Source organism: Agromyces cucurbitae (assembly GCF_058349945.1).
On sequence record NZ_JBYRES010000002.1, the window covers coordinates 849,817 to 864,134 of the forward strand.

Below are 14,318 nucleotides of genomic sequence, written 5' to 3' on the forward strand. Positions count from 1 at the left end.
GGTTCAGCCCTCGAGGATGACGGACCGCGTGAGGTTGCGGGGCTGGTCGGGGTCGAGCCCGCGAGCGAGCGCCCGCGCGAGCGAGACGCGCTGCGCGCGCACGAGGTCGGCCATGGGGTCGAGCGTGCTCGTCTCGAAGTGAGCGCCCGTCGCGGCGACGTCGCCGGCGAGCCCCTCGGGGGCCTCGCCGAACTGCCAGGTCACGCGGCCGGGCGCGGCGATCGCGATCGGGCCGTGGCGGTACTCCATCGACGGGTACGACTCGGTCCACGACTGCGAGGCCTCGCGCATCTTGAGCGCCGCCTCGTGGGCGAGGCCGACGCCCCAGCCGCGGCCGAGGAACGTGTACTGCTCGGCGTCGACGAGCGCGGGGTCGAGGTCGGCCGCGAGCGCGCGCTCGGCGTCGGCGATCGCGGGGGAGAGGTCCTCGCCGAGCGAGGCGCGGAAGAGCGCGAGCGCGGTCGTCGCGAAACGGGTCTGCACGACTGACTGCTCATCGGCGAACGGCAGCGTGACGGCATCGTCGACGAGGTCGACGAGCGGCGACGAGGCGTCGCCGATGACGCCGACCGTGCGCACCTTGCCGCGCAGGTCGCCGACGAGCTGCAGCACCTCGGTGGTCGTGCCCGACCGGGTGAGTGCGACGACGGCGTCGTAGCCGCGCAGGGGGAAGGCCTCGGACGCGGCGAACGCGTCGGTCTCGCCGTGGCCGCCCGACTCGCGCAGCCAGGCGTACGACTGGGCCATGAACCAGCTCGTGCCGCAGCCGACGACGGCGATGCGCTCGCCGCGCTGCGGCAGGCGCGACTGCTCGTCGCGGAGCTCGGCCGCACGCGCCCAGGTCTCGGGCTGCGAGGCGAGCTCGGCGGCCATGTGGGCGGCGGGGGCGGATGCGCTGGGCACGGTCACGGGATCTCCAGTCGACGGGCGGGGCCCGGCGATGCAGGGCACTGACGCTGCAATGATTGCAGATGACTGCAATCCGTGTCTACCGAGCATGGAAAAGATCGTTTCCGAACCGTGTCCCACGAAAGCGGGGTTTGTGAAGGATCCGAACAAAATCTGATAACAAATGGCTCCCGCGGCTTGACGGCCACGAGGCATCCGGAATAGATTGCCGAGCGTCGAATGAACGCACCTGATCGTTTGTTCGACGAAACGTTCATGAAACTGCACTTGTTTCCACGATCCGTGCAGGTTTCGAACGACGCACCGGCGCGTGAGCCCTCACGGCTGGTGCACCGACCACCAGAGTGAGGAAGCATTCAATGAAGAAGTCACTGCGCTTCGGCGCCGCGATCGCGCTCGCGGCCACCGCGTCGCTGACGCTCGCGTCGTGCGGTTTCGGCGGCGGCAACGGCGACGGCGGCGACGCCTCCGGCAAGACCACGCTCGACATGCTCGTCCCGAGCTACTCCGACGCCACACAGGACAACTGGGACACCGTCATCGAGGGCTTCGAGAAGGAGAACCCCGACATCGACGTGAAGCTCGAGGTCCAGTCGTGGGACAACCTCGAGTCGGTCATCACGACGAAGATCCAGGGCGGCGAGGCACCCGACATCTACAACGGCGGACCGTTCGCCGGATTCGCGGCCGACGGACTGCTCTACGAGACGAAGGACGTCGTCTCGGACGACACCTACAACGACTTCCAGGACTCGTTCCTCAAGAACGCCGAGGTCGACGGCACCGCGTACGCGCTGCCCCTCATCGCGTCGGCGCGCGCCCTGTTCGTCAACAACACCCTCCTCGACCAGGCGGGCGTCGAGGCGCCGACCAACTGGGACGAGCTGCTCGACGCGGCCACCAAGGTCTCGAAGCTCGGCGGCGGCGTCGCCGGCTACGGCATGCCGCTCGGCTCCGAAGAGGCGCAGGCCGAGGCGGCCGTGTGGCTGTGGGGCGGCGGCGGCACCTTCGGCGACGCCGAGGAGATCACGGTCGACATCCCCGAGAACCTGCCGGGCGCCGACCAGATCAAGAAGATGATCGACGCGGGCGCCACCCAGGCCGACCCGGGCTCGACCGACCGCACCCCGCTCATGGAGATCTTCGTCCAGGGCAAGATCGGCATGCAGGTCGGCCTCCCGCCGACCGTCGGCCAGATCGAGGACGGCAACCCCGACCTCGACTACTCGATCGTGCCGATCCCGACCAAGGACGGCTCGCCGTTCACGCTCGGCGTCATGGACCAGCTCATGGCCTTCCAGAACGACGGCGACAAGCAGGAGGCGATCAAGAAGTTCTTCGACTACTACTACTCGGCCGACGTGTACGTGCCGTGGGTGCAGGCCGAGGGCTTCCTCCCCGTCACGAAGTCGGGCGCCGACCAGCTGAAGGACGACGAGGCGCTCGCGCCCTTCCTCGCGGTGCTGCCCGACGCGCAGTTCTACCCGAGCTCGAACCCGAAGTGGCAGGCGACCGACGGCGCGTTCAAGGCGCTGTTCGGCCAGATCCAGTCGAAGCCGGCCCAGGACGTGCTGACCGAGATCCAGGCGCAGGTCGACGCGAGCTGACGCTCGCGCGATTCCACGGAAAGGGTTCGGTGATCCTCGCACCATGAGCTCCACGACCGACGCATCACCGAACCCGACGGGGGCGGCCCCAGGCCGCCCCCGTTCCGGGGGATCGCCGGCAGGCGGGACGGGCGCGAAGCCCGCCCGCCGCGGCAAGCCCGGCGGCCGCGACCTCGCGGCCGCGCTTCCCTGGATCACGCCCGCGCTGATCCTCATCTTCGGCGTCGTGCTCTTCCCGGCCGTCGTCATGTTCTACAACTCGACCCGCGACATCTCGCTGTCGGGGCTCGACAAGGGATCGGTCGGCTTCGACAACTACGTCGAGGTCTTCCAGTTCCCGTACTTCTGGCCGATCTTCTTCCGCACGATCGTCTGGGTCGTCGTGGTCGTGGCGTTCACGGTCGTGATCTCGCTCGGCCTCGCCCAGATCCTCAACAAGGCCTTCCCGGGCCGGCAGCTCGTGCGCCTCGTCGTCATCATCCCGTGGGCGGCCTCGGTCGTCATGACCACGATGGTCGTCTACTACGGCCTCGAACCGTACTTCGGCATCATCAACAAGTTCCTCGTCGACGTCGGACTCGTCGACACCCCCGAGGGCTACGGCTGGACGAAGAACCCGACCACCGCGTTCATGTGGTCGATCATCGTCGCGATCTTCGTGTCGCTGCCGTTCACGACCTACACGATCCTCGCGGGCCTCGCGACCGTGCCGGGCGACACGCTCGAGGCGGCGAAGATGGACGGCGCCGGCTCGGTGCGCACCTACTTCACGATCGTGCTGCCGCAGCTGCGGGGCGCGCTCAGCGTCGCCGTGCTCATCAACATCATCAACGTGTTCAACTCGCTGCCGATCCTCAGGGTGATGACCGGCTCGATCCCGGGCTACGACGCCGACACGATCATGACGATGATCTTCAAGTACATCCAGAACCAGCACAAGGTCGACGTCGCGTCAGCGCTCTCGGTCGTCGCCTTCGTGATCGTGATCGTGATCGTCGCGGTGTACGTGAAGGTCGTCAAGCCCATGAAGGAGGTCGGCGAGTGACCGTCACCGAAACCCGCGCGATGCTCGCGAGCGACACCGGTCGCGGGGCGTCCGGCGGCCAGACCCCGCCGCGCAAGCGCCGTTACACCGAAGACCAGGTCTCGCTCGGCCGCGTGCTGCTGCGCATGTTCGCGGGGCTCATCGTGCTCGCGATCTTCATCGTGCCGTACGCCATCATGTTCTTCGGCTCCGTCAAGACGAAGTCGCAGATCCTTTCGGTCGACCCCACCTACTTCCCCACGGAGTGGCACTGGGAGAACTACATCGACATGTGGTCGACGCCCGAGACGCCGCTGCCGCAGAACATGATCTCGACGATCGTGATCTCGGTGTTCGCGACGCTGCTCGTGCTCGCGGTCGCACTCCCGGCGGCGTACTACACGGCGCGGTTCAAGTTCCCGTTCCGCTTCGTGTTCCTCTTCCTCGTGATCGTCACGCAGATGCTGCAGCCCGCCGTGCTCACCTCGGGCCTGTTCCGCCAGTTCACGACGCTCGGCATGATCGACACCTGGGCGGCGATGATCTTCATCAACGCGGCGTTCAACCTGTCGTTCGCGGTGTGGATCATGCACTCGTTCTTCGCGGGCATCCCGAAGGAGGTCGACGAGGCCGCGCAGATCGACGGCGCGGGCCGGCTGACGGTGCTCTTCAAGATCAACCTGCCGCTCGTGTGGCCGGGCATCGTGACGGCCATCGTCTTCACCTTCGTCGCGTGCTGGAACGAGTTCGCCGCCTCGCTCGTGATCCTGTCGACGGCGGGCAACCAGCCGATGTCGGTGGCGCTCACGAAGTTCGTCGGCCAGTACTCGACGAGCTGGCAGTACGTGTTCGGCGTCTCGATCGTGGCGATCATCCCGGTCGTCGTGCTCTTCATGCTCATCGAGAAGCGCCTCGTCGGCGGCCTCACGGCGGGCAGCGTGAAGTAGGGCTCGTCGCGCAGACGGCAGGCGGATGCCTCGGGGCCGACCCCGGGGCATCCGCCTTCGTCGTCCGTGCCCGGCGTCGTGGTCGGCCCGGGGGTGGGACGGCTGCCGACAGCGGTGCTTGACGGTCGAGGCGCATGTCTCGTATGGTGTCGGGGGCAACTTAGTTTACTCACTCACTGAAGTGAGCATCGGGACGAGGAGGTCTCAGTTGGACGACAGGATTCCGCCCAGCGCGACGGGGGCGCGACGGCGACGCGCCACGGCCGTGGCGACGACGATCGCGACGACGGTCGCGCTGCTCGCCCTCGCCCCAACGCCCGCGCAGGCCGCGACCAACGCGGCGCCCGAGATCATCCCCGCGCTGCAGACGTGGACCGGCGGCGAGGGGGCGTTCGAGCTCGACGCCGACGCGCGGATCGTCGCCGATCCCGAGCTCGAGGACGTCGCGCGCCAGTTCGCCGCCGACCTCTCCGCCACGACGGGTGTCGTCGCCGAGGTGGCGATCGGCGCCGAAGCCGGCAGCGGCGACCTCCGGCTCGACCTCGACGCCGACCTCGAGTCCGCCGATGGCAGGGACCTGTTCGCGGCCGAGGGGTACCGCCTGAGCATCGACGCCGAGGGCGTCGAGATCGCCGCGCCCGCCTCGCAGGGGGCCTTCTGGGGCACGCGCACCGTGCTGCAGGCGCTCGTCCAGTCGCCGCTGCGCCGGTCGTTGCCGATCGGCGAGACGATCGACTGGCCGAATCACGGCGTGCGGGGCTTCTCGCTCGACGTCGGGCGCCGGTTCTTCACGCCCGAGTTCGTGCGCGACTACATCACGATGATGAGCTGGTACAAGCTCAACCAGTTCCAGTTGCACCTCAACGACAACGAGATCGCGCGGCCGGCGGGCGGCTGGAAGGACGCGTACGACGGCTTCCGGCTGAAGAGCGACGACCCCGCGTTCGCGGGGCTCGCCTCGGAGGACGGCGCCTACGATCGCGCCGACTGGCAGAGCTTCGAGGACACCGCCGCCGCGCACGCCGTGACGATCGTGCCCGAGATCGATGCGCCGGCGCACTCGCGCTCGTTCATCCGCTGGAAGCCCGAGCTGGGCTTCAACGGCGGCGACTCCGACCACCTCGATCTCTCGAACCCCGAGTCCACGGAGACGATCAAGGCCGTCTTCGACGAGTTCGTGCCCTGGTTCGAGGGCCCCGACGTGCACTTCGGCGCCGATGAGTACCCGCGCTCGGGCGCCGACCAGTACCGCGAGTTCTTCAACACGATGGCCGAGCACCTCCGCGGGCTCGGCAAGCAGCCGCGCGCGTGGGGCAGCATGAGCGTCATGCACGGCTCGGCCGACGGCTACGACCGCGACGTCGTCATCAACTCGTGGAACAACGGCTGGTACGGCATGGCCAAGGCCGAGGCCGACGGCTACCGGTACATCAACACGAACGACGGCGACCTCTACGTCGTGCCGTTCGCGAACTACTACCACGGCAACGGGCTGAACAACGCAGGCCTCTACGCGACGTGGCTCCCCAATCGACTCGGCTCGACCGCGGTCGTACCCGAGGGCGCGCCCGAGGGTGCGATGTTCGCGGTCTGGAACGACCTCGTGCACAAGGAGTACACCGAGCTCGACGTGCACGGACTCGTGCGCGACTCGTTCCCGGTGATCGCCCAGAAGACCTGGGACTCGCAGACGCCGACCCGCTCGTACGGCGACTTCGTCGAAGTGCTGCGCCGAATCGGCTCGGGCCCGGGGCTCTCGACGATCGACCAGGCCGGCGTCGCCCGGCCGGGCGAGCTGAGCCTGGGCGCGACGGCCACAGCGTCGTCGAGTGACGACGGCACGCCGGCCGAGTCGCTGACCGACGGCCTCGCACTCACTCGGTGGGCGACGAGCGAGGACTCCGCCGACGTGCGGATCGAGCTCGCCGAGCCCGCACCGGTGGGGAGGCTCGAGGTCGAGTGGGCCGGGGCCGCGCCGACGAGCTACGACGTCGAGGTGTCCCACGACGGCGTGTTCTGGCAGCGGGTCGCCGACGACGTCGACGGCGCGACGGCATCGGTCGAGCTCGGCTCGCTGCCGGCGAGGTACGTCGCGGTCCGCGACATCCGCTCCGGCGGCGAGGCCGTGAGCGCCTGGCGGATGTCGGTGTTCGCTCCCGAACCGCTCACGAGCGGCGCGACGGCGACCGCCTCGGGCGTCGAGGCCGCCGCGTTCCAGCCGGGTCTCGCGATCGACGGGGACGACAAGACGCGCTGGTCGGCGAACTACGTCGCGCAGCCGTGGATCGCCGTCGACCTCGGCGCGACGCAGCGGTTCGGCGAAGTGGTCCTGAACTGGGAGGGCGCCTCGGCGAAGGACTACGTCGTCGAGGTGTCCGGTGACGGGACGACGTGGACGAAGGTCGCGACGATGACCGGGCAGGCCGGCGGTGCGCGAGTCGACACCGTGACCTTCGAGCCCGTCGAGGCTCGCCACCTCCGGGTGACGGTGACGGCGAAGAACCTGAGCCCCTACCTCAGCCTGTTCGAGCTCACGATCCCCTCGAGCGGCGAGCCCGAGGCGTGGATCTCGGCCGAACTCTCGCCCGAGGCGCCCGACGGCCCCGACGGGTGGTACACCTCTGTGCCGACCGCGAGCTTCGCCGCAGGCGGCGCCCGGGGCTCGTCCTCGGCCGTCGAGTACCGGATCGACGGCGGCGCGTGGTCGGTCGCGGACGGCCCCGTCGAGATCGACGAGCAGGGCGACGTGCTGGTCGAGTACCGGGCGACGGTCGGGGACCGGCAGGTCACGGGCTACGGCCTGGTGCGCGTCGACACCGAGGCGCCGTCGGTCGAGGTCGACGCCGACCGCGCACCGGCCGTGAGCACTCCGAGGAACCCGGTGCGGTTCGCGGTCGAAGCGCACGATGAGGGCTCGGGCGTCGCGGGCGTCGAGGTCCGTCTCGACGGCGGCGCGTGGACCGCGTGGGACGGCGAGGACGTGGTCGTCGAGGCCCCGGGCCTGCACCGGCTCGAGGCGCGCGCCACCGACGGGGTCGGGCACGTCGGCCCGGTCGCGAGCTCACCGGCACCCGGTCGAGGGTGAACCGGGCGGGCCGGCTCGGCCCGTGCGAACACGGCGGATGCCTCGGGGTCGACCCCGAGGCATCCGCCGTCGTCGTGCGCGGAGCGCGCGCCGCTAGTCCTGCCAGTCGACCCCGCCGACCTGGCGATAGGCGACGCCGAGCCCGTCGAGGTGGGCGCCGAGCGTCGGCAGCCGCGAGCGGAAGTCCTCCTCGTCGCGTGCGTCGGCGGGCGACCACGCGACCTCGGCGATCGCGGCGATGCGGGGGAAGACCATGAACTCGAAGTCGGGCGCGTTCGAGAGCGTCTCGGTCCAGACCGACGCCACGACCCCGAGGATGTCGGACTCGTCGAGACCCTCGAGGGTCTCCTCGGGCCGCCAGTCGTACGCCTCCTCGAGTGTGATCGTGTCGGCCCACCGCGTGCCGAGCTCGGTGCCGAGCGGTCCGGCGGGGCGGTCGGGATACATCATGTCGAGGTAGGTGCGATCGGCGGGTGCGAGCACGAGCCTGCCGCCCTGCGCGAGGAACGAGCGCGCCTGACCGGCCGACTCGGCGTAGGGGCGCGCGGGTTCGTCGCGGCGGTTCGCCGCCATCTCGTGCGCGGCGGTGAGGTCCCAGTAGTGGCCGATCGTGCCCGGCGGAAGCTCGCTCGACGCGCCCATCTCGTGGTACGCGATCACGGTCTTCCCGGTCGCCGCGGCGGCCGCGGTGATGCGGCGCGTCAGGTCGAGGAAGTCGTCGGGCGCGGTCGCGAGCGGCTCGTCGCCGCCCACGTGGATCCACGGGCCGGGCGTCATCTCGGCGACCTCGGTCAGCACGTCGGTGAGGAACCGGTCGGTCGCCTCGGCGCGCTGAGGGTCGGCGCAGAGCGACGAGAAGCCGACCTCGATGCCCTCGTACGGCGCCGGCGCGACCCCGTCGCAGTTCAGCTCGGGGTACGCGCTGAGCGCGGCGTTCGTGTGCCCGGGCAGGTCGATCTCGGGCACCACCGTGATGAACCGCTCGGCCGCGTACTCGACGATGCGGCGGTAGTCGTCCTTCGTGTAGAAGCCGCCGCCGTCGCCGCCGACCGAGGTCGAGGCGCCGATGCCGGTGAGCTCGGGCCACGAGTCGACCTGGATGCGCCAGCCCTGGTCGTCGGTGAGGTGCAGGTGCAGCACGTTGAGCTTCATGAGCGCCATGCGGTCGAGGTGCTGCAGGACGTACTCGACCGGGAAGAAGTGGCGCGCGACGTCGACGAGCGAGGCGCGGTAGGCGAACCGGGGCCTGTCGGCGATGGAGGCCGCGGGCACCCGCCACCCGCCCTCGGGCTCGTCGGCGTCGGCCTCCTCGATCTCGCCCGGCAGCATCTGTCGCAGCGTCTGCGTGCCCCAGTACAGGCCCGCCGGCGCCGAGGCCGCGATCCGAACGCCGTCGGCGCCGCTGTCGAGCGTGTAGCCCTCGTCGCCCTCGACGTCGGGGTCGATGACGAGCGCGATGGCCGAGCCGTCGTCGGGCGCGGATGCCTCGGGCGCGAGCTCTTCGATCGGCAGCTCGTAGCCGGTGGCGGCGCGCAACGGCTCCGCGAACGTCTCGGCGACGCCCGCCGCGTCGTCGCCCGACACGACGAATCGCGTACCGGCGTCGAGGGTGAAGTCGCCCCGGTCGGTGCGCTCGAAGTGGGCGGGGGCGGGCACGACCCCGGCGAAGTCGGGGCGATCGGCCGGCTCGGCGGTGCATCCCGAGAGCACGAGCGAGGCGGCCGCGACGGCGACGGTCGTGCGGACGGCGGCGGTGCGGACGGTGGCGCGCGGCATCGGTGCCCCTTCGAAGCGAAAGACAGGAATCTTGACGAAATCGGCTCGGGGGACATGATGCCACGGACGGGCGGGCGCGCGGAAGGGGCGACGGGGCGCTTCGCGTCGCGAACTGCGGCGGCGCGAGGCATCCGTTGCTATGCTTGCTCGCGTCGCGACTGGCGTTGAGATGGATTCCCATCGGGGAGCGACTGGTACGGACCGACCGCACGCCTGGGCCGGTACGCCTGCTTCCGCGCGAGTCGCAGAGGCAGCAAACCCCTTGTTGGTCCGTACGTCATGAAGGAGCCAGTCTTGGCCGAATCCGTCTTCAACGCGCCCCTCTCCGAGGTCGACCCCGAGATCGCCGAAGTTCTCGAGCTCGAACTCGGTCGCCAGCGCGACTATCTCGAGATGATCGCGAGCGAGAACTTCGTTCCCGTCTCGGTGCTGCAGTCGCAGGGCTCCGTGCTCACCAACAAGTACGCCGAGGGTTACCCCGGTCGCCGCTACTACGGCGGCTGCGAGTACGTCGACGTCGCCGAGTCGCTCGCGATCGAGCGGGCGAAGTCGCTCTTCGGTGCTGAGTACGCCAACGTGCAGCCGCACTCGGGTGCGACCGCGAACGCGGCCGTGCTGAGCGCCATCGCGACGCCCGGCGACACGATCCTCGGCCTCGAGCTCGCCCACGGCGGCCACCTCACGCACGGCATGAAGCTCAACTTCTCGGGCAAGCTCTACAACGCCGTCGCGTACGGCGTCGACCCCGAGACCTTCCTCGTCGACATGAACGTCGTGCGCGAGAAGGCCCTCGAGCACCGCCCGCAGGTCATCATCGCCGGCTGGTCGGCGTACCCGCGCCAGCTCGACTTCGCGGCGTTCCGCGAGATCGCCGACGAGGTCGGCGCCAAGCTCTGGGTCGACATGGCGCACTTCGCGGGTCTCGTTGCCGCGGGCCTGCACCCGAACCCGGTGCCCCACGCCGACGTCGTCTCGTCGACCGTGCACAAGACGATCGGCGGCCCCCGCTCGGGCTTCATCCTCTCGCGCGACATGGAGCTCGCGAAGAAGCTCAACTCGAACGTGTTCCCGGGCCAGCAGGGCGGCCCGCTCATGCACGTGATCGCGGCGAAGGCGACCGCGTTCAAGATCGCCGCGTCGGCCGAGTTCAAGGACCGCCAGGAGCGCACGCTCCGCGGCGCCGCGATCCTCGCCGACCGCCTCACCGCCGACGACTCGCGCGCCGCGGGCATCGACGTGCTCACGGGCGGCACCGACGTGCACCTCGTGCTCGCCGACCTCCGCAACTCGAAGATCGACGGCCAGCAGGCCGAAGACCTCCTGCACGAGGCGCTCATCACGGTCAACCGCAACGCGGTGCCCTTCGACCCGCGCCCGCCGATGGTCACCTCGGGCCTGCGCATCGGCACGCCCGCGCTCGCGACCCGCGGCTTCGGCGACGCCGAGTTCACCGAGGTCGCCGACATCATCGCGCTCGCGCTCCAGGGCGAGGCCGATGTGGCCGCGCTCCGCGGCCGGGTCGAGGCCCTCACGGCCGCGTTCCCGCTCTACCCCGGCCTGCAGCAGTAGGCCCTTGCGCCGGGGCGGCGATCGCCGCCCCGGCGCAATGCCCCGGCTGAGGCATCCGCCGACGCCGAGGCATCCGCCCGCCCCGAGGCATCCGCCACCGCCCGCCCGCCACCGAGGAGCCCCATGACCGCCATCACCCTCGACGGGGTCGCCACCGCGTCCGCCGTGAAGCACGAACTCACCGGCCGCATCGCGCAACTGAAGGCGCGGGGCGCGACGCCCGGTCTCGGCACGCTGCTCGTGGGCGACGACCCGGCGTCGCGCTCGTACGTGGCGGGCAAGCACCGCGACTGCGCCGAGGTGGGCATCGAGTCGATCCGCGTCGACCTGCCGGTCACCGCGACCGAGGCCGACGTGCGGGCGGCGATCCGCGACCTCAACGCGGCTCCCGAGGTGACGGGCTACATCGTGCAGCTGCCGCTGCCGGCAGGGCACGACGAGAACGCGATGCTCGAGCTCATCGACCCCGACAAGGACGCCGACGGCCTGCACCCGACGAACCTCGGCCGGCTCGTGCTCGGCATCGAGGGCGAGCTGCACTCGCCGCTGCCGTGCACGCCCGCCGGCATCGTCGAGATGCTGCAGCGCTACGACGTGCCGATCCGCGGGCGCCACGTCACCGTGATCGGCCGCGGCCTCACGGTCGGCCGTCCGCTCGGGCTGCTCTTCACGCGCAAGGGGCTCGACGCGACCGTCACGCTCACGCACTCGCGCACGCAGGACCTCGCCGCCGAGGTGCGTCGCGCCGACATCGTCGTGGCCGCCGTCGGCGTGCCGCATCTCGTGAAGCCCGAGTGGATCAAGCCCGGCGCGGCCGTGCTCGACGTCGGCATCACGCGCGTGCAGGACGAGGAGACCGGCAAGGGCCGGCTCACGGGCGACGTCGACCCGGGCGTCGCGGCCGTCGCCGGCCACCTCTCGCCGAACCCCGGCGGGGTCGGGCCGATGACCCGCGCGATGCTGCTCGCGAACGTCGTGAAGGCTGCCGAGCTGCGCGTGGCCTGAGCGGGGGAGACCCTCCCTACGCGGACCGCTGCGCCGCAACCACGCCCCAGCGACGCTCGATCGTGTCGAGCACCGCGGTGTAGACGGCGTCCCAGTCGGCGTCGGGGGGCGCGACGCCCGCGAACTCGAGGCTGACGGCCCCGTGCACCTGCGCCCAGACGGCGATGGCGTCGCGCGCGACGTCGTCGGAGCCGGCGGCGGCGATCGCGGCCTGCAATGGCGCGAGCGACTCGGATGCCGCGGCCGGATCGGGTTCGCAGTCGGAGAAGTCGTCGAGCGAGCCGTCGAACATCAGCCGGTAGAGCGCCGGGTGGGCCCGTGCCCACTCGCGGTACGCGACGCCGAGCGCGCGGAGCCCGTCTGGGGCGGCGTGCTGCTGCGCCTCGGCGAACGATGCGAATCCGTGCTCGATGACGGCTGCGAGCAGCTCGCCCTTGCCGCCGAAGAGCGTGTAGATCGCCGAGGTCGACGTGCCCGCCGAGCTCGCGATCTCGCGCAGCGCGGCCTTCGCCGCGCCGTCGCGGTCCACCACCTCGGCGGTGACCTCGAGCAGTCGGACGCGGAGCGCCTCATCGTGGACGGGGGGTCTTGCCATGCTTGCATCCTAGCCGTAACATCGTTCTATAACGACGTTACGGAGAGAGCGATGACACGAGAAGTGTTCCCGGGGCGGTACACCGCGAAGCCCGAGCAGGAGACGATCACGGTGTTCCTCATCGGCATGCGTGCCAACCGCTGGTGGCGCTTCGCCCGGGTGCAGCGCGTCGCGAAGCAGATGCCGAAGATGCTGCGCCACCTCGCGACCCACCCCGAGTCGGGCATGCTCGGCTTCGAGAGCTGGGTCGGGCGCACGACGATCCTGCTGTCGTACTGGGAGAGCCCCGAGCACCTGCAGCGGTTCGCCGCCGACCGCGCGGCGCCGCACCTCGAGCCGTGGCGCGAGTTCATGCGCACGGCGCTCGGCACCGGGCACGTCGGCGTCTGGCACGAGACCTACGAGGTGCGGGTCGCCGATGCCGAGTCGGTGTACGCCGACATGCCCGCGTTCGGGCTCGCGAAGGCCACGGCCCACGTGCCCGTCGGCCCGGGCATGAACACCGCACGCCAGCGCCTCGGCCGCGAGCGGCGGCCCGCGGCGGCCTGACGGCCGGCGCCGCCTGCGGGCCGTTCCCGATCCGGGCGCTCCGAACGGGCCGCTCCGAGCCCGTGGTCACGGCGCGAGCTGCGCGACGACCTCCTCGGCCAGGGCGATCGCGGTCGCCTGGTCGGCGCCGGACACGTTGATCCAGTCGGGCCCGAGCGCCAGATCGACCGCGCAGGTCGGGCCGTAGGCGGCATCGCACCGGATCATCGCCTCGTCCCCGGCCGCGAGTCCCGTGATCGTCGTCGGCGCGAAGGTGCCCGCCGACAGTGCCCGGTCGAACGCCCACCGACCGTCGCGGATCCAGTCGACGGTCGCGACGTTCTGCTCGCCGACCGCCCAGCGGCAACCCTCGTTGCCCGCGGCGAGACGCGCCTCCGCCCAGTCGCTCCAGCCGCCGCCCGGGTGCGAGAGCACGGCCGAGGACTCGCCGGTGACGGCCTGCACGCTCGCCGGCGGGAGGACGAGTTCGCAGTCCGACGGCAGGGGCGGAGACGTGCGTGCCGGCGTGGGCAACGGCGCCGGAGCACCGGCCGCGGTGATCGACGAGACGGCGGCGGCCATGAGTGCCTCGGCCGCGGTCGGATCGATCGTCGCGACCGTGCCGCCCGATGCCTCGAGCGTCAACCAGGCGTCGCCGGCGACCCGGCTGAGCGTGCACAGGTCGGCCGCGCATGCGGTCGCATCGGCCGGCATGCCGTACTGCGCCGCCTTCGACGACCAGCCCGAGGCCGGTTTCGGCAGCACCGAGAGGAGGACGCCGGCGTAGGCGGCGTTGCCGCCGTACTGGGAGTTGTACGACTCGGCGTTCGACCATTCGCACACCGTGCCGCCCTCCGAGATGATCGACGTCTGCCGGGGGATCGCGACGCCGACCGCCGACGCGGTGACGAGCGGATCGGAGGCGGCCACCGGCACCGAGACCACATCGAGCGCGAGCGCCTCGTCGACGAGGCCGTCGCAATCGACTCCGTAGCGCGACGAGGGCTCGGCCGAGGCCGGCGCGTCGGTCGGCGACGACGGAGCGGTCGAGGTCGGTGCCGACGTCGTCGGCGGACCGCCCGTACCGCTGTCCGCGCAGGCGACGAGCGCGAGCGCGACGGTCGCCGAGGCGAGGATGAGCACCGGAGCGTTGCTTCGCATGGCCGGAGCCTAGGACCCCGTGCGTGCTCATGACATCAGGGGAGGCCCTGAAGCCCGCCCGCCGCGAACCGTTCACCCTCGCGCCACTCCGGCGCCACCTCGGCTCCGTAGC

At 70.9% G+C, this 14,318-nt stretch carries 11 protein-coding genes and 1 riboswitch; of the genes, 7 read left to right on the forward strand and 4 right to left on the reverse strand.

Annotated elements, in window-relative coordinates; all coding sequences use genetic code 11:
* Window positions 1-3: 3 nt before the first annotated feature.
* Window positions 4-873: an SIS domain-containing protein gene (locus AC3RJ6_RS10755; RefSeq protein WP_491427167.1), complete on the reverse strand. Its 870-nt coding sequence runs from the start codon at window positions 871-873 to the stop codon at window positions 4-6.
* Window positions 874-1,268: 395 nt separating this feature from the next.
* Between AC3RJ6_RS10755 and AC3RJ6_RS10760 the strand changes: the two genes are divergently transcribed.
* The 4 genes from AC3RJ6_RS10760 (at window position 1,269) to AC3RJ6_RS10775 (ending at window position 7,572) form a co-directional block, all read left to right on the forward strand.
* Window positions 1,269-2,516: an extracellular solute-binding protein gene (locus AC3RJ6_RS10760; RefSeq protein WP_491427041.1), complete on the forward strand. Its 1,248-nt coding sequence runs from the start codon at window positions 1,269-1,271 to the stop codon at window positions 2,514-2,516.
* A 43-nt stretch (window positions 2,517-2,559) separates the two neighbouring features.
* Complete coding sequence (locus tag AC3RJ6_RS10765; RefSeq protein WP_491427042.1) at window positions 2,560-3,561, forward strand: carbohydrate ABC transporter permease; 1,002 nt, start codon at window positions 2,560-2,562, stop codon at window positions 3,559-3,561.
* Complete coding sequence (locus AC3RJ6_RS10770) at window positions 3,558-4,487, forward strand: carbohydrate ABC transporter permease (RefSeq protein ID WP_491427043.1); 930 nt, start codon at window positions 3,558-3,560, stop codon at window positions 4,485-4,487. The genes AC3RJ6_RS10765 and AC3RJ6_RS10770 overlap by 4 nt, the downstream gene beginning before the upstream one ends.
* A 265-nt stretch (window positions 4,488-4,752) precedes the next feature.
* Window positions 4,753-7,572, forward strand: a complete 2,820-nt coding sequence (locus AC3RJ6_RS10775; RefSeq protein WP_491427044.1) for a glycoside hydrolase family 20 protein — start codon at window positions 4,753-4,755, stop codon at window positions 7,570-7,572.
* Between the two features lie 93 nt (window positions 7,573-7,665).
* Here AC3RJ6_RS10775 and AC3RJ6_RS10780 read toward each other — a convergent pair whose 3' ends face one another.
* The gene (locus AC3RJ6_RS10780) at window positions 7,666-9,348 is read right to left on the reverse strand and encodes a beta-N-acetylhexosaminidase (RefSeq protein ID WP_491427045.1); all 1,683 of its coding nucleotides are present in this window, start codon (window positions 9,346-9,348) and stop codon (window positions 7,666-7,668) included.
* A 144-nt stretch (window positions 9,349-9,492) separates the two neighbouring features.
* Window positions 9,493-9,574, forward strand: a riboswitch (ZMP/ZTP riboswitch).
* Window positions 9,575-9,627: 53 nt separating this feature from the next.
* Here AC3RJ6_RS10780 and glyA point away from each other — a divergent pair.
* A complete protein-coding gene (glyA, locus tag AC3RJ6_RS10785) occupies window positions 9,628-10,917 on the forward strand; it encodes a serine hydroxymethyltransferase (protein ID WP_491427046.1) in 1,290 nt (429 codons plus the stop codon).
* Window positions 10,918-11,040: 123 nt separating this feature from the next.
* Window positions 11,041-11,922, forward strand: coding sequence for a bifunctional methylenetetrahydrofolate dehydrogenase/methenyltetrahydrofolate cyclohydrolase (locus AC3RJ6_RS10790; RefSeq protein ID WP_491427047.1), 882 nt, complete (start codon window positions 11,041-11,043; stop codon window positions 11,920-11,922).
* 16 nt (window positions 11,923-11,938) lie between these two features.
* Here the strand turns inward: AC3RJ6_RS10790 and AC3RJ6_RS10795 are convergent, their stop codons facing one another.
* Window positions 11,939-12,517: a TetR/AcrR family transcriptional regulator gene (locus AC3RJ6_RS10795; protein WP_491427048.1), complete on the reverse strand. Its 579-nt coding sequence runs from the start codon at window positions 12,515-12,517 to the stop codon at window positions 11,939-11,941.
* A 51-nt stretch (window positions 12,518-12,568) separates the two neighbouring features.
* Between AC3RJ6_RS10795 and AC3RJ6_RS10800 the strand changes: the two genes are divergently transcribed.
* Window positions 12,569-13,066 carry a DUF4188 domain-containing protein gene (locus AC3RJ6_RS10800; protein WP_491427049.1) on the forward strand — a complete coding sequence of 166 codons (498 nt, stop codon included), beginning with the start codon at window positions 12,569-12,571 and terminating at the stop codon, window positions 13,064-13,066.
* 66 nt (window positions 13,067-13,132) lie between these two features.
* On the opposite strand, the gene AC3RJ6_RS10805 is transcribed toward AC3RJ6_RS10800, so the two are convergent.
* A complete protein-coding gene (locus AC3RJ6_RS10805; RefSeq protein WP_491427050.1) occupies window positions 13,133-14,206 on the reverse strand; it encodes a hypothetical protein in 1,074 nt (357 codons plus the stop codon).
* Window positions 14,207-14,318: the final 112 nt, after the last annotated feature.

What these genes read in the sequence shown, in the direction of transcription:
- AC3RJ6_RS10755 (WP_491427167.1), bottom strand. Translation starts at nt 873, where the DNA reads ATGGCCGCCGAGCTCGCCTCGCAGCCCGAGACCTGGGCGCGTGCGGCC.
- AC3RJ6_RS10760 (WP_491427041.1), top strand. Translation starts at nt 1,269, where the DNA reads ATGAAGAAGTCACTGCGCTTCGGCGCCGCGATCGCGCTCGCGGCCACC.
- AC3RJ6_RS10765 (WP_491427042.1), top strand. Translation starts at nt 2,560, where the DNA reads ATGAGCTCCACGACCGACGCATCACCGAACCCGACGGGGGCGGCCCCA.
- AC3RJ6_RS10780 (WP_491427045.1), bottom strand. Translation starts at nt 9,348, where the DNA reads ATGCCGCGCGCCACCGTCCGCACCGCCGCCGTCCGCACGACCGTCGCC.
- glyA (WP_491427046.1), top strand. Translation starts at nt 9,628, where the DNA reads ATGAAGGAGCCAGTCTTGGCCGAATCCGTCTTCAACGCGCCCCTCTCC.
- AC3RJ6_RS10790 (WP_491427047.1), top strand. Translation starts at nt 11,041, where the DNA reads ATGACCGCCATCACCCTCGACGGGGTCGCCACCGCGTCCGCCGTGAAG.
- AC3RJ6_RS10795 (WP_491427048.1), bottom strand. Translation starts at nt 12,517, where the DNA reads ATGGCAAGACCCCCCGTCCACGATGAGGCGCTCCGCGTCCGACTGCTC.
- AC3RJ6_RS10800 (WP_491427049.1), top strand. Translation starts at nt 12,569, where the DNA reads ATGACACGAGAAGTGTTCCCGGGGCGGTACACCGCGAAGCCCGAGCAG.
- AC3RJ6_RS10805 (WP_491427050.1), bottom strand. Translation starts at nt 14,206, where the DNA reads ATGCGAAGCAACGCTCCGGTGCTCATCCTCGCCTCGGCGACCGTCGCG.